At 71.3% G+C, this 19,655-nt stretch carries 17 protein-coding genes and 1 tRNA gene; 8 read left to right on the top strand and 10 right to left on the bottom strand.

Going from position 1 to position 19,655, the window contains the following annotated elements; all coding sequences use genetic code 11:
• Window positions 1–107: 107 nt before the first annotated feature.
• Complete coding sequence (locus tag AC0665_RS05585) at window positions 108–1,421, bottom strand: peptidoglycan-binding protein (protein WP_478704480.1); 1,314 nt, start codon at window positions 1,419–1,421, stop codon at window positions 108–110.
• 200 nt (window positions 1,422–1,621) lie between these two features.
• Between AC0665_RS05585 and AC0665_RS05580 the strand changes: the two genes are divergently transcribed.
• The 4 genes from AC0665_RS05580 (at window position 1,622) to glxA (ending at window position 6,785) form a co-directional block, all read left to right on the top strand.
• Window positions 1,622–1,695 (top strand) — tRNA-Lys (locus AC0665_RS05580).
• Window positions 1,696–1,811: 116 nt separating this feature from the next.
• Window positions 1,812–2,531 (top strand): FadR/GntR family transcriptional regulator, encoded by a 720-nt coding sequence (locus tag AC0665_RS05575; RefSeq protein ID WP_468409524.1) that lies wholly within the window; start codon window positions 1,812–1,814, stop codon window positions 2,529–2,531.
• A 316-nt stretch (window positions 2,532–2,847) separates the two neighbouring features.
• Window positions 2,848–4,848: a glycosyltransferase family 2 protein gene (locus AC0665_RS05570; protein WP_468409526.1), complete on the top strand. Its 2,001-nt coding sequence runs from the start codon at window positions 2,848–2,850 to the stop codon at window positions 4,846–4,848.
• Window positions 4,845–6,785, top strand: a complete 1,941-nt coding sequence (gene glxA, locus AC0665_RS05565) for a radical copper oxidase GlxA (protein ID WP_468633367.1) — start codon at window positions 4,845–4,847, stop codon at window positions 6,783–6,785. The genes AC0665_RS05570 and glxA overlap by 4 nt, the downstream gene beginning before the upstream one ends.
• A 61-nt stretch (window positions 6,786–6,846) precedes the next feature.
• On the opposite strand, the gene AC0665_RS05560 is transcribed toward glxA, so the two are convergent.
• From AC0665_RS05560 to AC0665_RS05535, 6 genes are all read right to left on the bottom strand, one after another.
• Window positions 6,847–7,878 carry a glycoside hydrolase family 6 protein gene (locus AC0665_RS05560; RefSeq protein WP_478704479.1) on the bottom strand — a complete coding sequence of 344 codons (1,032 nt, stop codon included), beginning with the start codon at window positions 7,876–7,878 and terminating at the stop codon, window positions 6,847–6,849.
• Window positions 7,879–8,215: 337 nt separating this feature from the next.
• Window positions 8,216–8,845, bottom strand: coding sequence for a class F sortase (locus tag AC0665_RS05555; RefSeq protein ID WP_363122084.1), 630 nt, complete (start codon window positions 8,843–8,845; stop codon window positions 8,216–8,218).
• A gap of 95 nt (window positions 8,846–8,940) precedes the next feature.
• Entirely contained in the window at window positions 8,941–9,750 is an 810-nt protein-coding gene (locus AC0665_RS05550) for a hypothetical protein (protein WP_478602001.1), read from the bottom strand.
• Between the two features lie 123 nt (window positions 9,751–9,873).
• Complete coding sequence (locus AC0665_RS05545; protein WP_468409533.1) at window positions 9,874–10,653, bottom strand: HAD-IIA family hydrolase; 780 nt, start codon at window positions 10,651–10,653, stop codon at window positions 9,874–9,876.
• Window positions 10,654–10,760: 107 nt separating this feature from the next.
• On the bottom strand, window positions 10,761–11,561 hold the full coding sequence (locus AC0665_RS05540) for an LPXTG cell wall anchor domain-containing protein (protein WP_478704478.1): 801 nt from the start codon (window positions 11,559–11,561) through the stop codon (window positions 10,761–10,763).
• A 166-nt stretch (window positions 11,562–11,727) separates the two neighbouring features.
• On the bottom strand, window positions 11,728–12,840 hold the full coding sequence (locus AC0665_RS05535) for an ROK family transcriptional regulator (protein ID WP_478704709.1): 1,113 nt from the start codon (window positions 12,838–12,840) through the stop codon (window positions 11,728–11,730).
• Between the two features lie 104 nt (window positions 12,841–12,944).
• Here AC0665_RS05535 and AC0665_RS05530 point away from each other — a divergent pair, with 104 nt between their 5' ends.
• The 4 genes from AC0665_RS05530 (at window position 12,945) to AC0665_RS05515 (ending at window position 17,161) form a co-directional block, all read left to right on the top strand.
• Window positions 12,945–14,036 (top strand): Gfo/Idh/MocA family protein, encoded by a 1,092-nt coding sequence (locus AC0665_RS05530; protein ID WP_478704477.1) that lies wholly within the window; start codon window positions 12,945–12,947, stop codon window positions 14,034–14,036.
• Complete coding sequence (locus AC0665_RS05525) at window positions 14,033–14,554, top strand: heme-degrading domain-containing protein (protein ID WP_468409539.1); 522 nt, start codon at window positions 14,033–14,035, stop codon at window positions 14,552–14,554. Before AC0665_RS05530 ends, AC0665_RS05525 begins: the two co-directional genes overlap by 4 nt.
• A gap of 89 nt (window positions 14,555–14,643) precedes the next feature.
• Window positions 14,644–15,510 carry an LLM class F420-dependent oxidoreductase gene (locus AC0665_RS05520; protein WP_478601994.1) on the top strand — a complete coding sequence of 289 codons (867 nt, stop codon included), beginning with the start codon at window positions 14,644–14,646 and terminating at the stop codon, window positions 15,508–15,510.
• A gap of 304 nt (window positions 15,511–15,814) precedes the next feature.
• Window positions 15,815–17,161: an FG-GAP and VCBS repeat-containing protein gene (locus AC0665_RS05515; RefSeq protein WP_478601992.1), complete on the top strand. Its 1,347-nt coding sequence runs from the start codon at window positions 15,815–15,817 to the stop codon at window positions 17,159–17,161.
• A 351-nt stretch (window positions 17,162–17,512) separates the two neighbouring features.
• Here AC0665_RS05515 and AC0665_RS05510 read toward each other — a convergent pair whose 3' ends face one another.
• From AC0665_RS05510 to AC0665_RS05500, 3 genes are all read right to left on the bottom strand, one after another.
• Window positions 17,513–18,370 (bottom strand): fumarylacetoacetate hydrolase family protein, encoded by an 858-nt coding sequence (locus tag AC0665_RS05510; protein ID WP_363122042.1) that lies wholly within the window; start codon window positions 18,368–18,370, stop codon window positions 17,513–17,515.
• Between the two features lie 143 nt (window positions 18,371–18,513).
• A complete protein-coding gene (locus AC0665_RS05505; protein WP_478704476.1) occupies window positions 18,514–19,224 on the bottom strand; it encodes a YidC/Oxa1 family membrane protein insertase in 711 nt (236 codons plus the stop codon).
• A gap of 86 nt (window positions 19,225–19,310) precedes the next feature.
• Window positions 19,311–19,622, bottom strand: a complete 312-nt coding sequence (locus AC0665_RS05500) for a DUF6412 domain-containing protein (RefSeq protein ID WP_468409547.1) — start codon at window positions 19,620–19,622, stop codon at window positions 19,311–19,313.
• Window positions 19,623–19,655 lie beyond the last annotated feature (33 nt).

The following is a 19,655-nucleotide window of genomic DNA, read 5'->3' as shown; positions in this document are numbered from 1 at the left end:
TCCAGCCTCCGCGCCAGATGCGTCACAACGGTGGTTCCCGGGGCGGCCCCAGGAGGGCGACCGGGATGCGGGGCCCGCCCGAAGGGGGCCGAGGGGGCCCGGGGGCCCTACGAGAAGAGGCGCCGCCAGGTCTCCGGGCCCGGGTAGCCGTCCGCCGCACCGCCCCGCCAGCCCTGGGTGCGCTGGAAGGCCTCGACGGCGCGCCGGTCCGCCTCGCCCCAGCGCGGTCCCGGCCCGACCCGGTAGAACCTGCCGAACCCCTTGCGGACGAGCTGCCGGCCCAGCTGGGTGACGTAGGTGTTGTGCGCGCCGGGGCGGAACATCGCCCGCCCCGGATAGCCGGGCACGCCGTGCGAGGCGGGCGGTGGGCCGACCGCCCCGCCCTTCACGTCCTCGCCCTTGCCGGTGACCAGCAGTTCCCAGGTGTGCGGGCCGGGCAGCCCGTCGGCCTCCGCACCGGTCCAGCCCTGCGCGAGCTGGAACGCCCGGGTCGCCCGCCGGTCGGCGTCGGTCCAGCGCGGACTCGGGCCCGAGGCGTAGGAGCCGCCGGCCCCGCGCGCGACGAGGAGGCGGCCGAGCTGTGTGACGTACTTGTTGTTCGCGCCGGGGCCGAAATACGCCGCTCCCGGGTACGGCGTGGCGGCCGGGGCGCCCGGCCGGCCGCCGTCCTTCCCGGGGACCGGCTCCTCGGGGGTGACGCCCTTGTAGCGGTAGGGGACGTACCGGTCGGAGTTGTTCCAGTAGGCGTACGGGGTCGCCTGCCGGCGGGTGTGCGGACGGGTCTGTTCATAGGCGGTGTAGGTGGTGTGGGAGGCGTCCGTCCAGCCGCCGAAGATGGTGACGTGCGAGCCCTGCTCGGGGTCGGCCGCATTGTGGAACAGCAGAATGTCGCCCGGCTGGAGTTCCTCCTTGGAAATCCTCTCCCCGTACTGGGCGAGGCTGCCCGTCCATTCGTTTCCGGGCAGCTTCCAGGCCATCGAGACATAACCGGAGCAGTCCTGGCGGTAACCGTCGGACCAGTAGGCGGTCATGCTGTACGGCACCTTCGCGGCGACCCAGGTCCTGGCGCGGTCGATGATCTCCGTGCGCGTGATGGAGGTCGGCTTCGGGGCGACCTCGGGCTTGGCCGGACGGCCGCCGGGGCCGTGCAGCGGTGCCCTGTCCCCTTGAGGGGTGTCGGGCTCGTCACCAGCGGGAACGCCCGGCCGGTGAGGAGCGTGCGGAGCGGCTGCGGCGGGTACGGCATGGCTCGCGCCGAGGGCGGCGGAGGCCACGGCCGCCAGGGCGAGAGCCCGGTGGGCGGCCGGATGGGCACCGGTCCGGCCGGCCCAGGAATGCGGCAGGACGCGGCGCCAGTGGACACAGCCGGGGCAGTCGCAATCGCTCGCGGGGTCGATTTCCTCGAATACCGGAGACTCCATGCGATTCCCCTCACACTTCCGGCGGAAATTGCGGCGCCCGTGCACCTCGGGGCGCGCGTCGTCAGTTTCGCAACTGTCTTCCGCACGCGCATGCTGACGGTCCGAATGATGTACGCGGGCGCCTGTCCGGGTCCCCTCCCGGGCCCGGGCGGGTGGTCCGGAGCACCTGCGGACGTCCTGTAGAGTTACGACGTCAGCAGGCGCCGCTAGCTCAGTTGGTTAGAGCAGCTGACTCTTAATCAGCGGGTCCGGGGTTCGAGTCCCTGGCGGCGCACCGACCGGAAGGCCCCTCGCGGAAGCGGGGGGCCTTTCGCATGCCCGTGGGCCGGGCGCCGTCCCGGAATCTCCTTTCGCGGCCCCCCTCCGGGCTTGGCCGGATACCCTCTCGCCATGGCAGCGCGAGACCTACAGGAGCGGATCAAGAAGCTCATCATCGACCGCCGGCTGGCCTCCGGGGCCCCGCTGCCGACCGAGCCCGAGCTGATGGAGTACCTCGGCGCGAGCCGGAACTCGGTACGGGAGGCGCTGAAGGCGCTCCAGGCGATGGGCATCGTGGAGATCCGGCACGGCTTCGGCACCTACGTCGGTCCGATGTCCCTGGCCCCGATGATCGAGGGTCTCGCCTTCCGCACGGTCGCCGGGCACTACCGGGGCGAGGACTCCCTGCTCCAGCTGCTGGAGCTGAGGGAGGCGGTGGAGACCGGGCTCGTGTCCCGGCTCGCCGGCCGGCTGCCCGAGGCGGACCTCGTTGAACTGGACGCGCTCGTGGACCGTATGGATGAGCGGGCCGCGCGGGGAGCCGGCCTCGCCGAGACCGACCGGGCCTTTCACGCCACCCTCTACCGGGGGCTGGACAACGTGCTGCTGTGCGAGGTCTTGGAGGCGTTCTGGGACGCCTTCCACCGGGTGCGCACGGATCTCGGGGGCGAGCCGCAGGACCCGAAGGTCACCTGCCGGCAGCACCGGGACATCCTCGACGCGGTGCGGTCCGGCGACTCGATGCGGGCGGAGGAGGCCATAAGGGAACACTTCGGCAACATCCGCGCCCGCCTGTCCACCACGGCCCCACAGGGCCTCCCGCACGCCACAATGAACGCGTTTGACCGGTAAATACCGCTTTCGCATCTTGCGATCATGATGGACGCCGTAGAACCCTGGTGTTCTGCTTGACAAGATGCTGCGGGTTCGCGGCAGTTGGGGGGATTCGGGACCGGTTGCGGACTGCGCGGGGGTAGGGGCCCCCGTTCATGGACCGATGCCGTGGGGGGCATCATGCAACCGGAAGGTCGCGTTGCCGTGTCTATAAGGTGTGGATGACGTGGTGACCGCGATCCACCACTGATACGTCTGTGAAGGTCGAGGGGGACCTGAGCAGACGGTACGAAGCTACGAAACACGCGGCTGGCCGCGTGTGGGGGGATGACTCATGACGTCGAGGCCCACGGGTGCCCGGCAGGAAAACGACCCGTCCCAGACCACCCAGCTCAGGGTGCCGTCGCACCGGATGAGCACCACGGGGACGTTCCGGCGGATCAAGAAGACGCTGCCGAGATACGACTACGAGCACTACAGCCGGCTCGCGGGTCCCCTCACCCAGCCGGATCCGAGCAAGCCGTACAAGGTGCAGTACCGCTCACTCATCTCGCAGGAGCCGCACCGCATCCGGGTGGCCCTGATGCTGGCCGCGGCCCCGGTGCTGTCCCTGGTGCTGCTGTTCTGGCTGCTCCAGCCCGAGCACTGGACCGAGCGGGACTACCCGGCCTTCGACTGGCTGCCCGCGCTCGACATGGTGATGCTCGTCTCGATCGGCCTGATCGAGTTCTTCCGCTGCATGAACGTGCTGTCCAACGCGCACGCCACGCTGGTGGCCCGCGACCCGATCCCGGTGGTGCCCGAGACCGGCACCCGAGTGGCCTTCCTCACCTCCTTCGTGCCCGGCAAGGAGCCGCTGGAGATGGTGACGAAGACCCTGGAGGCGGCCGTCAGGATCCGCCACCGGGGCCTGATGCACGTGTGGCTGCTCGACGAGGGCGACGACCCCGAGGTGAAGGCCGTCTGCGAGCGCCTCGGCGTGCACCACTTCTCCCGCAAGGGCGTCGCGAAGTGGAACCAGGCCAAGGGCCCGCACCGCGCCAAGACCAAGCACGGCAACTACAACGCCTGGCTGGAAGCGCACGGCGACGACTACGACTTCTTCGCCTCGGTCGACACCGACCACGTGCCGCTGCCCAACTACCTGGAGCGGATGCTCGGCTTCTTCCGCGACCCGGACGTCGGCTTCGTCATCGGCCCGCAGGTCTACGGCAACTACGACAACCCCATCACCAAGGCCGCCGAGTCGCAGCAGTTCCTCTTCCACGCGCTGATCCAGCGCGCCGGCAACCGCTACGGCTCCCCGATGTTCGTCGGCACGTCCAACGCGGTGCGCATCAAGGCGCTGAAGCAGATCGGCGGTCTGTACGACTCGATCACCGAGGACATGGCGACCGGCTTCGAGATGCACCGCCACAAGAACCCGGCCACGGGCCGCAAGTGGCGCTCGGTGTACACCCCGGACGTGCTCGCGGTCGGTGAGGGCCCGAGCGCCTGGACGGACTTCTTCACCCAGCAGATGCGCTGGTCGCGAGGGACGTACGAGACGATCATCGGGCAGTACTGGAAGGGCTGGTACTCGCTGCCGCCGAGCAAGCTCTTCAACTACACGATGATGATCATCTTCTACCCGATGTCGGCCCTCAACTGGATCCTGGCGGCGCTGAGCTGCTGCCTGTTCCTGGGCCTCGGCGCCTCGGGTGTGAACATCGACCCGGCCGTGTGGCTGATGCTCTACGGCAACGCCTCCGCCCTGCAGATCGGCCTGTACGTCTGGAACCGCCGGCACAACGTCTCGCCGCACGAGCCGGAGGGCTCCGGCGGTGTGGCCGGCATGGTGATGTCCGCGCTGTCTGCGCCGCTGTACGCCAAGGCGCTCGTCGACTCCGTGCTGCGACGCAAGAGCAAGTTCGTGGTCACGCCCAAGGGCGACTCGGCCAGCCCGGACCGCTGGTTCGGCACGTTCCGCTACCACTGGTACTTCGTCGCGATCTTCGGTGGGTCGATCACGGCCGGCTTCGTCTTCGGCCACTCCCACCCCGCGATGATCATCTGGGCGACGTTCGCGCTGCTGATCACCGCCTCGCCGGTGTTCGCCTGGCGCTGGCAGCTGCGGCAGGACGCGAAGAAGCCCTCCGGTCCTGCCGCGGGAGAGCCGCAGGACCCCGCGGGGACGCCCCGTACCCAGCCGCTGCCCATCCCGCAGCAGCCGTCGGGCCACACCCCGCAGCACAAGCCCACGTGGGCCGCGACCCCGGGCGCACACGGGGAGGTCGGGGGATCCGACCAGACCATGCAGATCGCCCTTGGTGGACTTGGGGGACGTAAGGAATGAACGACCGTGCAGGCCGCCGCCGGGCCCGTCGACTCGCGATCGGCACGGCGGTGGTACTCGCGCTGGCCGGGATGAACGGGCCGTGGCTCTACCGCTTCAGCACCGAGAAATACCACCAGTACACAATCAACAAGCCGGAGTACAAGGCCGCCAACGGCAAGTGGGAGATAGTCGATTTCCCCGAGGAATACCGGCAGAACACCATCCACGCGGCGCTGCTGCGCACCGGCAAGGTGCTGCTCGTCGCGGGGTCGGGCAACAACCAGGACAACTTCGACGCGAAGAAGTTCGACACCCGGATCTGGGATCCGGTCAAGGGCACCGTCAAGAAGGTGCCCACGCCCGCCGACCTGTTCTGCACCGGCCACACCCAGCTCGCCAACGGCAACCTGCTGATCGCGGGCGGCACCAAGCGCTACGAGAAGCTCCAGGGTGACGTCACCAAGGCCGGCGGCCTGATGATCGTCCACAACGAGAACCCGGACGCACCGATCACCCTGCCCGCGGGCACCACGTTCACCGGCAAGAAGAACGGCAAGACCTTCGTCTCAAAGGACCCGGTGCTCGTCCCGCGCGCCAAGAAGGTCTTCGACAAGGCGACCGGCAGGTTCCTGCGCAACGACCCCGGTCTCGGCCGGATCTACGTCGAGGCGCAGAAGCGGGGCAAGAAGTACGAGACGGGCACGCAGGACAACTACCGCGTGCACGGCCTGAAGGGCGCCGAGGCCAAGAACACCTACGGCATCGCGCAGAAACTCGCCCTGGACAAGAAGGACTTCCAGGGCATCCGGGACGCCTTCGAGTTCGATCCCGTAGCCGAGAAGTACATCAAGGTCGACCCGATGAAGGAGGCCCGCTGGTACCCGACGCTCACCACCCTGAGCGACGGGAAGATCCTCAGCGTCTCCGGGCTCGACGACATCGGTCAGCTGGTCCCGGGCAAGAACGAGGTCTTCGACCCGAAGACCAAGAAGTGGGCCTACACCGGCAAGGTCCGGCAGTTCCCGACGTACCCGGCGCTGTTCCTCATGCAGAACGGCAAGGTCTTCTACTCGGGGTCCAACGCGGGCTACGGGCCGGACAACGTGGGCCGTGAGCCGGGCGTGTGGGACGTGGACACCAACAAGTTCTCGAAGATCCCGGGCCTGAGCGACCCCACGCTGATGGAGACCTCCGGCACGGTACTGCTGCCTCCGGCGCAGGACGAGAAGTACATGGTGGTCGGCGGCGGCGGCGTCGGCGAGTCCGAGAAGTCCAGCGAGAAGACGCGGATCGTCGACCTGAAGAAGCCCGACCCGCGCTTCGTGGACGGCCCGTCCCTGGACAAGGGCACGCGCTACCCGAACGCCTCGATCCTGCCCGACGACAGCGTGCTGATCTCGGGCGGTTCGCAGGACTACCGGGGCCGCGGCGACTCCAACATCTTCGAGGCGCGGCTCTACGACACCGAGAAGAACGAACTCAGGCGTGTCGCCGACCCGCTGGTGGGCCGCAACTACCACTCCGGGTCGATCCTGCTGCCCGACGGCCGGGTGATGTTCTTCGGCTCCGACTCGCTCTACGCCGACGCCGCCAACACCAAGCCGGGCGAGTTCGAGCAGCGCATCGAGATCTACACGCCGCCGTACCTGTACGGCGACGCGGACCGGCCCTCGCTGGCGGGCGGTCCGCAGACCATCGAGCGCGGCGGGACGGGCACGTTCACCTCGTCGGACGCGGCGAAGGTCAAGAAGGTCCGGCTGATCCGGCCGAGCGCCGCCACGCACGTCACGGATGTCGACCAGCGGTCGATCGCCCTGGACTTCAAGGCCTCCGGTGACAAGCTCACGGTCACCGTGCCGGAGAACCGGAACCTGGTCCAGGCGGGCTGGTACATGATGTTCGTGACGGACGCCGACGGCACGCCGAGCAAGGCGCAGTGGGTCAAGGTGCCCTGAGAACCGGACGCAAAGGGGCGCCCTCCCGCCGGGAGGGCGCCCTTTTTCCGTGCCGGTGCCGTCAGCCGGTGGCCTTCGCCAGCTTCAGCGCGTAGTCCGCCCACCACTGGCCCGCCTTGGGGCCGCCCTTGCACTCGCCGTCCGACTCGCCCGGCCGCTTCACCCACAGGTACGCGTCGACCAGCGGGTCGGCCGTTTTGGTCGTCGGGGTCTCACCGAGCGAGCGGCCCGGCGGGTTGCACCAGCGCTCGTCGGGACTGCCCGCGGTGTAGGGGCCCTTGCCGTTGCGGCTGGTGTCGATGACGAAGTGCTTGCCGCCGACCTTGGCGGAGAGCTGCTTGCCGTAGGCGATGGAGTCCTCGGTGGAGTAGAAGTTGGAGACGTTGACCGAGAAGCCGTCGGCCTGTGCGATGCCCGCCCGGGTGAGGGGCTCGAAGATCTGGTCGGGGTTCTGCCAGCCGGCGTTGCCCGCGTCCAGATAGACCTTGGTGTTCTTCAGGGACTTCAGCTTGGTGACGGCGCCCTTGAGGAGGTCGTAGCGCTCCTCGTGGAACTGCTCGGGGGTGCAGCCGTCGACGAGGTGCAGCAGGGCGTCCGGTTCCAGGATGACCATGGCGGACCGGTCGCCGATGCCCGCCGCGACGCCGTCGAGCCACTCCCGGTAGGCGTTGCCGTCGGCGGCGCCGCCCTGCGAGTACTGGCCGCAGTCGCGGTGCGGGATGTTGTAGAGGACGAGCAGGGCGGTACGGCCGGCCTTGTCGGCGGCCTCGGTGAAGCCCCGGGTCTGCCCCTGCGGGTCGTCCGGGCCGACCCATTCGGCGACCGGCTGCTCGGCGATCTTGCGGATCTGCTCGGCGTCCTGCTTCTTGCCGGACTTCTCCAGGGCGACGACCTGCCGGGCCGCGGTCCCGTCCGGATTGACCCAGAAGGGGGCCTTGTCCTTGGGCTGCTGGGTGATCCCCGCGTCGGCACCCTCGTCCGATCCGTCTCCCCCGTCGGAGGAGGAACACCCCGTGATCAGCAGTGCCGCCCCCAGCACCACCGCGGACATCCGCCTCCCGGCGAACGCCCCGACCCCCCTGCTGCCGTACATGCAACTCCCCCTTGGTGCAGCGTTCCAAGTCTCAATCCTGACATACGCCCCTCGGCGCTCCCGGGGGCGAACCCCACCTGCGCGGATGACGCAGCGCCACCGTATCGGGACTTGGCGTCATCCCACCTCTGGGCCGGGGTGACCCTTTGGTTTCCAGAGTCTTCTCAGCACGTGCCCGGCCTTCGGCCAGAGATTCACCCACCGTGACTCCCGTGGCCTCCGGCGCAGTTCGCCGGGTCACTCCCGCGGCCCGTGCGCGCGGTCGAGGACCGGCCCGGTCGGCGGCCTCAGGGGGAGCGGGTCGTCGTCCGGGTCGGGGGGCCGCACGCGTCGGACCTCACAGGCCGGTCCCCGTCAGATACGCCGAGACGACCACGTTCGCCGTGTAGCTGCGGGTCGTACGGTCGAAGCTGCCGCCGCAGGTGACCAGGCGCAGCTCGGCCCGGCCCGACTCGCGGGGGCCGTAGGCCTGGTGGGCGTCGAAGCGGTCCCGGGTGAGCACCTGGACGGACTCGACGGTGAACTCGGCGACCTTGGTGTCGGCCCGGATCACCCGGATCGTCTGGCCCGGCCGCATGGCGCTGACCTTGTAGAAGACGGCGGGCCTGGTGTCGGTGTCGACGTGCCCGACCATGAGCGCGGTGCCGGGCGCCCCGGGCGCGACCCCGTCGGCGTACCAGCCGACCACGCCCGGCTGGTCGTACGGCGGCGGATCGAGCGCCCCGCGTTCGTCGAGGCCGCGTGCGATCACGGGGGCCTGGACGCCGAGCCCGGGGATGTCGACGCGCTGCGGCAGCGCGTCGCCCAGCGGGCGGTGCTCGGGCGGCAGCTTGATGTCCGGGGGGCGTCCGGCCGCCGCCATGTCGCCCGTGGTGGGGGCGGAGATGCCGTGCCGCATCTCGGTGACCTCACGGCCCCACAGCCACAGCCCGAGCAGCAGCACCACCCAGGCCAGGCCGGTCAGCATCCGGCCGGTGCCCGAGAAACGCCCGTGCCCGCGCCCGCCGTTCCTGTCGTGTTCCAGCCCGGGGTCCTGATGCCACATGTCCTGATGCCACATGGTCATTCCGTTCCACGGCGACGGCGGACGGCGCGCAGGGCGACGACCACCGCGGCCACGCCCGCGAGCACCAGTCCGGTCACCCCTTGCGCCGTACCGGGACCGGCCCCGCGGTCCTCGGCGGCGAGGGAATCGGCGGCACCGCCACCGCCCGCCTGGACGGGGGCGACGGGTGAGGCCGGTGCGCCGGGCCGGCGGGAGGGGGCCGCCGCCTCCTCGTCGACGCCGGGGGCGGACGGCTGCCCGCCCTTCCCGGGAGCGGGCGGCTGCCCGGCGGCCCCGGGCACGGTCTCGGTCTCGGTCTCGGTCTCGGTCTCGGGGGCATCGGGCGCCGCGTCCGGGGCTTCCGGCCCGTCATGGGAGCCATCGGGTGCGTCCTCGGCGCCTTCCGGTCCGCCCTCGGGCGCGTCCGGCCCGCCCTCGGGGGCTCCCGGCCCGGCTTCGGGGGCTTCGCGCACCGCCTGGGAGCGAGGCTGTCCGCCGTCTCTGACGGTGAGGGTGCCAGTGCGCCGTGTGCCACCGCAGGTGACCCGCACGGCGTACGCGCCCGCCGGGAGCGTGGAGCGGACACGGCCATCGCCGGTGAGCTCATGCGCGCCGGTGACGGTCAGCCGCGCGTCCGCGACGAGCGCCGGGGAGGCGGCCACGGCCGTTCTCTGCGCGCAGCCCGCCACCCGGAGGGTGACGTCACTGCCGGGGGCGGGGGCCGCCGGGGTCACCGACACGCTCCCTCCGTCCGCCGCGTACGCCGCCGGGGCGAGGGCGACGACCGCCAGGACGCTCGTACAGACAGTGACTCTCAGGCAACCCATCGTGAACCTCCAGATGTCTGGAGCCTCCCCCGCGCGGTGGGCCGCCGCATCCTCAGGGACGCGGCGGCTGCTCCGTACGGGTGACGACGGGTTTGAGCACGCCCGGGTGCCGCCGCCCGGGGGTCAGATCCGCTCGACGAGGTCCGCGATCGAGTCCACGACCTGGGAGGGCCGGTAGGGGAAGTCCTCGACCTGCTCGGGCCGGGTCAGGCCGGTGAGGACCAGGAACGTCTGCATCCCGGCCTCCATGCCGGCCAGCACGTCGGTGTCCATCCGGTCGCCGATCATCGCGCTGGTCTCGGAGTGCGCCCCGATGGCGTTCAGCCCGGTCCGCATCATCAACGGGTTGGGCTTGCCCGCGAAGTACGGCTTCTTGCCGGTCGCCTGGGTGATCAGCGCGGCCACCGCGCCGGTCGCGGGCAGCGGGCCCTCGGTGGAGGGACCCGTCTCGTCGGGATTGGTGCAGATGAAGCGGGCCCCGCCGAGGATGAGCCGCACCGCCTTCGTCATGGCCTCGAAGGAGTACGTGCGGGTCTCGCCGAGGACGACGTAGTCCGGCTCGTGGTCGGTCAGGATGTAGCCGATGTCGTGCAGCGCGGTGGTGAGCCCGGCCTCGCCGATGACGTACGCCGAGCCGCCCGGCCGCTGGTCGTCCAGGAACTGGGCGGTGGCCAGGGCGGAGGTCCAGATGGACTCGATCGGCACCTCCAGGCCCATGCGGCGCAGCCGGGCGTGCAGGTCGCGCGGGGTGTACATCGAGTTGTTGGTGAGGACCAGGAAGGGCCTGCCGGACTCGCGCAGCTTCTTCAGGAAGGCGTCGGCGCCGGGGATCGGTACGCCCTCGTGGATGAGCACACCGTCCATGTCGGTGAGCCACGACTCGATGGGCTTGCGGTCTGCCATGTGCGGGTCTCCTGCCGTACGCGGTCCAGCGTGCGGTCCAGCCTAAACAGTGGCGGGATCTTGCGGAACGGCCCGTGTGCGGCGTCCCGACTGGCGGGACGGCCTGCTCAGCGGCGGCGGCGTACGACGAGCAGCGCCCCGCCCCCGGCGAGCAGCAGAGCCGCGGCGGCCGCGGCGACCTGGATGCCGGTTCCCGTGCGGGCCAGTTCCTCGGCGAAGGGGAACCGGTCCTCGCGGGGCGGGACGGAGGCGTCGGAGTCGGGGCGGGGCTCGGTGCCGGTGTCCGGGGCCGTGCTTGTGTCCGGGTCGGTGCCGGTATCGGTGTCGGTACGCCCGCCGCCGTCGATGCCGAACCGGTAGTCGTTGGACTGGCCGACCCAGTCGCCGTCGTCGTCGTGCCGCTGCACCACGGCGGCGTTGGCCGTGACGTGGTTGGGCACGGCGTCCGAGGTGAGGGTGAGCCGCACCTTCACGGTGACGGTCCTGCCCGGTCCGACGGTGAACCCGGCGAAACGATCGTCCTCGTCGGCGAACGCCCCGACGAGTTCGTCCTCGCCGGTCTTCTCGACCCGTACGGGGTGGGCCCGCTCCCCCTCGAAGAACTCCAGGCGCGACTGGGACGGTTCCAGGGCCCGCTTGTCGTCGACGAGCACAACGACGGGGTGGATCCCGGTACAGGTGCGGTCGGTGGTGTTGGTCAGGTCGACGTACCAGGTGCCGAACCCGCCCCCGGCCGTGTAGGTGTCCGGGCCGCCGTGGATGCGGGTGGTGAGCGGGAAGGTGTGGTCGTCGGGCGCGGCACAGGCGGGTGCCGGGGCCTCGGCGTGCGCCGGATGAACCCCGGGGAGCAGGACGGCGGCCGCAGCTGCCGCCGCCAGGCAGAGATGAGCGGGCGTGCAGAGTCGCATGATGATGTGACATTCCGACCGACGGAGACCATGAGACGCCCCGGCCGCGAACCGGCCCCGAACGGCGGCGCGGATCCGCCCGGTCGGCGGACACCGGGCCCTGACCGCGACACCGGCCGCCCCACCCCACCACCCGGCGTCTCAACCCGCCCCACCACCCGGGGTCTCAACCCGCCCCGAGCCCGAACACCGGTCCCAGCACCAGGTGAGCCGCCCCCACCGCCACGGCCCCGGCGCCCCCTGGTGCGACGCGTACCGGAACCGTGTCCTGGCCGGTTCGTCGCGCGTGGGCCTCCAGTACCGCCGCGACCCCGGTCGTGAAGGCCTCCGGAGCCGCGGCCACCGTGCGTCCGCCCAGCAGGACGACGTCGATGTCGAGCAGACCGGCGAGGTTCGCCGCCCCGGCGCCCAGCACCCGCGCGGCCTCCTCCAGGTCGCCGCGTGCCACCGCGCCGAGGCACAGGGCTTCGACGCAGCCCCGGTTCCCGCATGTGCACGGCGGCCCGTCGAGCTGGATCACCTGGTGGCCGAACTCCCCCGCCCCGGTCCTGGCGCCGCGGTGCACGGTGCCGCCGATCACCAGCCCGGCCCCGAGACCCGTACCCAGGTGCAGGTAGGCGAAGGAGCCGCCCTCGCCCCTGGCGGCCAGGCCCAGGGCCGCCGCGTTGGTGTCCTTGTCGACCACGACCGGCACCCCGAGCCGTTGCGCCAGGGCATCGCGCAGCGGGAAGCCGTCCCACTCGGGGAACCCGGTCACCCGTTGCAGCACACCCCGGGCGTGGTCGAGCGGCCCGGGCAGTGCGACGCCCGCCCCCAGCAGGGCGCCGCCGAGTCCGGCGACCGACTCCCGCACCGCCCCCGCGACCGCGGCCAGCACGTCCTGCGCCCCCGCTCCCAGATCCAGCGCGGCCCGCCGCTCCCCCACCACGCCGCCGCGCAGATCCACGAGCACGGCCCGCACCTCGTCCCGGTCCAGATGCACCCCGACCGCGTGTCCGGCCTCCGGCACCAGCCGCAGCACCGTGCGCGGCTTGCCCCCGGTCGACGCCCGGCGGCCGGCCTCCGCCGCGAGGCCCTCCTCCCGCAGCCGGCCCGTGATCTTGCTGACGGCCTGCGGGGTGAGCCCCGTCCGCTCGGCGAGTTCCAGGCGGCTGATGCCCTCGTCCCCGGCGGTCCGCAACAGGTCGAGCACCAGCGCGGTGTTGTGGCTGCGCAAGGCGAGCAGATTCACTCCACCACCCCCCGCCCCAGCCGTCCCGGCCCCTCCCGGCCCGCGCATGCCGCCCACTCCGCCCACGCCGCCCCTACGGTCGTCCGCCCTGTTCACGCCCCCATTGTCCCCGGCGCTTGCACTTTGGCAACAGCGTTGCGAAAGTGGGTGGCATGACTGGCACACCCCTCGGCACAGCCCCCGGCTCGCCCCTCCGCGTCGGCCTCGTCGGCTACGGCCTCGCCGGCTCCGTCTTCCACGCCCCGCTGATCGCCGCCACGCAGGGCCTGGCCCTCGACACGGTGGTCACCTCGAACCCGGAACGGCAGCGGCAGGCCCGGGCCGAGTTCCCGGACGTCCGCCTCGCCGCCACACCGGACGAGCTGTTCGACCGGGCCGACGAGCTGGATCTCATCGTCGTGGCGTCCCCGAACAAGACGCATGTGCCGCTCGCGACGACCGCGCTCAAGGCCGGCCTGCCCGTCGTGGTCGACAAGCCCGTCGCGGGCACCGCGGCCGAGGCCCGCCAGCTCGCCGCCCTCGCCGAGGAGCGCGAGCTGCTCCTCTCCGTCTTCCAGAACCGCCGCTGGGACAACGACTTCCTCACCCTGCGCAAGCTGCTGGACGAGGGCGAGTTGGGCGACGTGTGGCGCTTTGAATCCCGCTTCGAGCGCTGGCGTCCGAAGCCCAAGGGCGGCTGGCGGGAGTCCGGAGACCCCGCAGAGATCGGAGGTCTGCTCTACGACCTCGGCAGCCATGTCGTCGACCAGGCCCTGGTCCTCTTCGGCCCGGTGGCCTCCGTCTACGCGGAGACGGACATCCGCCGTCCGGGCGCCGAGACGGACGACGACACCTTCATCGGGCTCACCCACACCAACGGTGTCCGCTCCCACCTGTACGTCTCCGCGACGACCGCCCAACTCGGCCCCCGCTTCCGGGTCCTGGGCTCCACCGCCGGCTACGTCAAGTACGGCCTCGACCCGCAGGAGGCGGCGCTCCGGGACGGACTGCGCCCCGGTCCGGACTGGGGCGTGGAACCCGAGTCGCTGTGGGGCCGCGTCGGCTCCGGCGAGTCCCCGGTGACCGGCGGCGGACGCGCCGAGCCGACCCTCCCGGGCGACTACCCCGCCTACTATGCGGCCGTGGCGAAGGCCCTGCTGGAGGGCGCCCCCAACCCGGTGACCGCACGGGAGGCCGCCGCCGCCCTGGACGTACTGGAGGCCGCCCGTCGTTCGGCCCGCGAGAAGGTGACGGTGGCGCTGTGACCCACAAGAGCAACCCCTCCCAGAGCCAGGGGCTCACCCCGAAGTTCCACCCGGAGATCACCCCGAGCCTGGAGGAGCTGGAGAAGCAGGAACGCCTCCTGGTGTTCCGCCGGTTCACCCACGACGACGCCTGGGCGCTCGGCTCGCTCCTGGTCGAACTGGCCCGGGAGCGGCAGGCCCCGGTCGCCATCGACATCCACCGCTCCGGCCAGCAGCTCTTCCACGCCGCGCTGCCCGGCTCCACCCCGGACAACGACGCCTGGATCGCCCGCAAGCGCCGGGTGGTCGAGCGCTACGGCTCCGCCTCCTACCTGGTCGGCGCCCGTTTCCGCGCCAAGGGCAGCACCTTCGAGGAGTCCTCCCGCCTCGACCCCGACACCTACGCGGCCCACGGCGGCTCCTTCCCGATCACCGTCGAGGGCGTGGGCGTGATCGGCGCGGTGACGGTGTCCGGGCTACCCCAACTCCAGGACCACCGGCTCGTGGTGGAGGCACTGGAGCGGTTCCTGAATCAGTAGGCCACGCCGGAATCATCACCGGTCCCCTCCGGTTGGCACCTGCGTACGCGTGATCAAGCGCGGCGCCCCGACCGGAGGGAATCCCACCGATGACCACCCCCCTGAAAGAGTCCGTCGGCCGGTACGGCATCTGGAGCGTGGGCCTGCGCTCGGAGGACCCGGACCGGCGCGGCGAACTCGACGAGGCCGCAGCCGAACTGGAGGAGCTCGGCTACGGCGCGGTCTGGCTGGGCGGCAACAGCTCCGCCGCCAACGCCGCCCCGCTGATCGAGGCGACCTCGAAGCTCACCGTCGGCACCAGCATCCAGAGCATCTGGCAGCACGAACCGGACGCCGCCGCCTCGGCCTTCGCGGACCTGGAGTCGGCCCACCCCGGACGGTTCCTGCTGGGCCTCGGGGTGAGCCACGCCAAGCGGGTGGAGCAGTACGCCCGCCCGTACTCGGCCCTGGTCGAGCACCTGGACGGACTGGACGCCGCCGGGGTGCCGCAGGAGCGCCGCCTCCTGGCCGCCCTGGGCCCGAAGTCGCTCCGGCTGGCCCGGGACCGGGCGGCGGGCTCGATCCCGTACCTGGTCACCCCGGAGCACACGGCGCACGCCCGCGAGATCCTGGGCGACGCCCCGCTGCTGGCCCCGGAGCTGGGCGTCATCCCGGAGACGGACCCGGACCGCGCCCGCGCCCTGGCCCGGGAGTTCCTGGAGATCTATCTCCCCCTGCCGAACTACACCAACAACTTCCTCCGGCACGGCTTCACCGAGGACGACCTCGCGGACGGCGGCAGCGACCGTCTGGTCGACGCCCTGTTCGCCTGGGGCGACGACACGGCGATCCGCACGAAGATCGACACGTTCTTCGAGGCGGGCGCGGACCACCTAGCCCTCCAGGTCCTGGACGGCGAACCGCGCGACGGCCTCCCGAGAAAGGCATGGCGCAACCTCGCCCCCGTACTGGCCTGAGCTCGACCGACCTAGGGAGAGTTCTGAGTTGAGATCACGGGATCGGTCATTCCCGCTCCAGGAGGGTGCTGGCTGCGGTAGACCGGTCGCGTGTCTCCTGGTGATCTGACCGCTGCCGAGTGGAGTTGATCGAGCCGCACCTGCCGCTGGGGCGTTCGGACCGATCCCTGACCTGCGTAGCTATCCGCCTGCAACCTTTTCCCCCGTCCGACTGTCTCCTGATCATCAACCGCTCCTGTCTCTGTGGTCCCTGAGAAATCAATGGGCACAGGAGCGGTCGCACAGAATCATCAGGAGACACTCCATGCGCATTCGCCCCGCAGCCTGCGCGGCACTCCTCGTGGCGTCCCTCGCCCCCGTCCTCACGGCACCTCCCGCCGGCGCGGCGGCGGCCAGGTACGCGGACGACTTCAACGGCGACGGCTACCGCGACTACGCCAGCTACACCTACGAGCAGTACAGCAAGGGCGGCGGCGTCCGGATCACCTTCGGTACCGCCTCCGGACCCGGCACCCAGACACAGTTGATCACCCAGGACAGCCCCGGTGTCCCCGGCGCCGACGAGACGGAGGACCAGTTCGGCGACGTCCGGGTGCCCGCCGACTTCAACGCCGACGGATACGGGGACCTCGCCGTGTCGGTGTCGCGCGAGGACGTCGACGGACGCACGGACGAGGGCGGCGTCGTCATCCTGTGGGGAAGCGCGACCGGCCTCTCGGGTGGCACCGCGATCCCCAACGCCGGCGCCAAGGTGTCGAACGCCCGCTTCGGCCGCGACCTCGCCGCCGGGGATTTCAACGGGGACGGCAAGAAGGACCTGGCCGCGATCAGCGGGAGCAAGGCCTACGTCTACCGCAGCATCACGCGCACCGGTGTGGCAGGCTCGGTCACCAGCCACGACAAGACGACGAGATTCGCGCCCACGTCCCTGGTCTCGGGCAACATGAACGGGGACTCCAAGACGGATCTGGTGATCATCGGAATCACCGACGAGCCCGACAACTTCGGCACGGACGCGTGGTTCATCAAGGGCGGCTCCCCGCTCAGCGCGGGCAAGACCCTGCGCCTCGTCACGAACTACGGCGACCCCAGCGAGGCGGTGATCGCCGACTTCAACAAGGACGGCTACGGGGACCTCGCGGCGGGCAGCCAGATGTACAACAACTACCAGGGCCGGGTGTCCATCTGGTACGGCTCCTCCACCGGCCCCGCCACCGCCGCCCGTATCACGCAGGCCACCACCAACGTCGCCGGCACCCCAGAGTCCGGCGACTCGTTCGGCTCCTCCGTCTCGGCCGCCGACATCAACGGCGACGGCTACAAGGACCTCGCGATCGGTGTCTACGGAGAGAAGATCAGCCAGGAGACGACCGAGGGCGGCGTCCACGTCCTGCGCGGCAGCGCGAGCGGGATCACCGGCACGAACTCCCAGTGGCTCGCCCGCGACACCGCCGGCGTCCCCGGCGACGTCGCATGGAACGACTGCTTCGGCGACGCGGTCCGCCTCCGCGACACCAACCGCGACGGCAAGGCCGACCTCTACGTCGGCGCCATCAACGGCTCGCTGCGCTTCCCCGGCACGTCGTCCGGCGTCACCACGACCGGTGTGACCGACGCCGACACCGAACTCATCTGGGGCATGCTCCAGTAGGCCCGGCCTCCCGCCCAGCCGCCTGGGGTTCGCCTTGTTCGTACGAATGCGCCCGCGTCGTCGCCGCTCGCGCGGTTCCCCGCACCTTCCCGCTCCAGGAGGGTGCCGGCTGCGGTAGACCGGTCGCGTGACTCGTGGTGACCTGACCGATGCCGCAGCCACAAACCGCCCGCAGCCGACCGGTCACCGCGGCCCCCCGCCCCTCCCATCGACCCGCCGGGGAAGGCGTAGCCCGACCTCACCCCCGCACTGGCGTGAACTGGACCAGGGGCCCGGGGAACCGCGCGACCAGCCACAAACCGCCCGCAGCCGGAAACAAACCGCAGTCCCCGGCCCCACCCAGCGGAGCGCCTACGCGTTCTTGAACTCCTGCCGCTGCCGCCCCAGCCCCTCGATCTCCAACTCCACGACATCCCCGGCGCGCAGGAACGGCTTCGGCTCGGGCGCCCCGAGCGCCACCCCCGCCGGCGTCCCCGTGTTGATCACATCGCCCGGGTACAGGGTCATGAACTGACTGAGGTACCGCACGACCTCCCCGACCGGGAAGATCTGCTCGGCCGTCGTCCCGTCCTGTTTCAACTCCCCGTTGACCCACAGCTTCAGGGACAGGTCCTGCGGATCGCGCACCTCGTCCGCCGTCACCAGCCACGGCCCCAGCGGATTGAACGTCTCGCAGTTCTTGCCCTTGTCCCAGGTCCCGCCCCGTTCGATCTGGAACTCCCGCTCCGACACGTCGTGCGCCACGGCGTACCCGGCGACATGCGCCAGCCCCTCCTCCGCGGACCCGAGATACCTGGCCGTACGCCCGATGACGACGGCCAGTTCGACCTCCCAGTCGGTCTTGAGGGACCGCCGCGGCACGAGGACCGTGTCGTACGGCCCGACCACGGTGTCCGGCGCCTTCATGAAGACGACCGGCTCGGCGGGCGGCTCCGCGCCGGTCTCGCGTGCGTGGTCGTGGTAGTTCAGCCCGATGCAGACGATCTTGCCGATCCGCCCGAGCGGCGGCCCGACGCGCAGCCCGGTGGCGTCCCGTACGGGCAGCTCACCCGCGTCGGCGGCGGCCCGGACCCGGCCGAGGGCCTCCTCGTCGGCGAGCAGCGTGCCGTCGATGTCCGCGACGAGGCCCGACAGGTCCCGCAGGGTCCCGTCGGCGTCGAGCAGCGCGGGCCGCTCCGCCCCCGCCGTACCGACTCGCAGCAGCTTCATGATCAATCTCCCTCGATCGCGGGCGCCCGGCCGATGGGCGCGACCCGGATGCGGCGGGGCAGCCATCGGAGGACTGGTCGATCCTCCAAGCTGGGGGACCACTCCGCAATACCCCGTTCACGTACTGGACCCCGGCCGCCTGCTCACCGGTACAGCACGGCCCGCTCGACGGCGCTCCACGTCGTACTGGTCACCACGTACAGCGCGGCGGCCAACGGCACGACGGCCACGGTGACGAGCGTGAAGAACGACATGAACGGCATCACCTTGGTCACCGCTCCGAGCCCGGGCAGCTGCTCCCCGCCACCAGCCTGGGCGGCCGGATCGGCGGCCATCATGCGCTTGCTGAGCCGGTAGCCGAACGCCGCGACGCACCCGACGACCACGAACAGCCCGGCGTAGACGAGCCCGGCGCCGCTCAGGACACCGCCCTGGAGCGCGTCCACAAACCTCTCCCCCAGCGGCGCGGCGAACAGCCGGTGGCCGAGCAGGCCGTTGGCCTCGCCGCCGATCGTGTCGCTGGAGAACAGGTGGTAGAGCAGGAAGAACGCGGGCGCCTGGAGCAGCCCGGGCAGGCAGCCGGCCAGCGGCGACACCTTCTCCTCGGCGTGCAGCTCCAGCACGGCCTTCTGGAGCTTCTCGGGGTTCTTCCCGTGCTTCCTCCGCAGCTCGGCGATCTTCGGCTGGAGCGCGGTCCGGGCCTTCTGGCCGCGCGCGGCGGCCCGGGACAGGGGGTGGACGAGAAGGCGTACGAGCGCGGTGAACAGGACGATCGACGCGGCGGCGGCCGAGGCGCCGAACAGCGGCTGGAGCAGGTCGGCAAGGTGCTCGACCAAGGTGGCGAAGACGGACATGGGTGAGCCCTCCGGGGGTCTCGTCGTGCCGGAACAGGTCATGGCGGCAGGACGACCCGCGCGGGGTCAGCTCAGGAAGGAGGCCCCTACGCGACGGTCGCCGGGAGGGCGTGACCGGGTGCCCGGGGGCGGGTGCGGCCCCGGGCGTCCGGGTCGCGTTGGGGCAGGAAGGCCGTACGAAGGTCCCGGTCGCGGATGGCCGTGCGCACCCGGGTCCGCGGCACGGTGGGCGCGCAGCGCGAGGCGACGACGGCGCAGAGCGCGAGGGCGGCCGAGGCCGCGGTGGTCGCGGCGAGGGCCACGGTGGCGGAGAGGCTGCCCGTGTCGAGCAGCGCCACTTCGACGAGCAGGAAGAGCAGCGCGAGGGCGGGACGCAGCGTGGCCCAGCTCCGGGTCATCGGCCGCCCCTCCCCTCGTACGTGTGTATGCCT

Source organism: Streptomyces sp. NPDC043685 (assembly GCF_056436585.1).
This window is presented reverse-complemented; position numbering and strand designations above follow the sequence as displayed.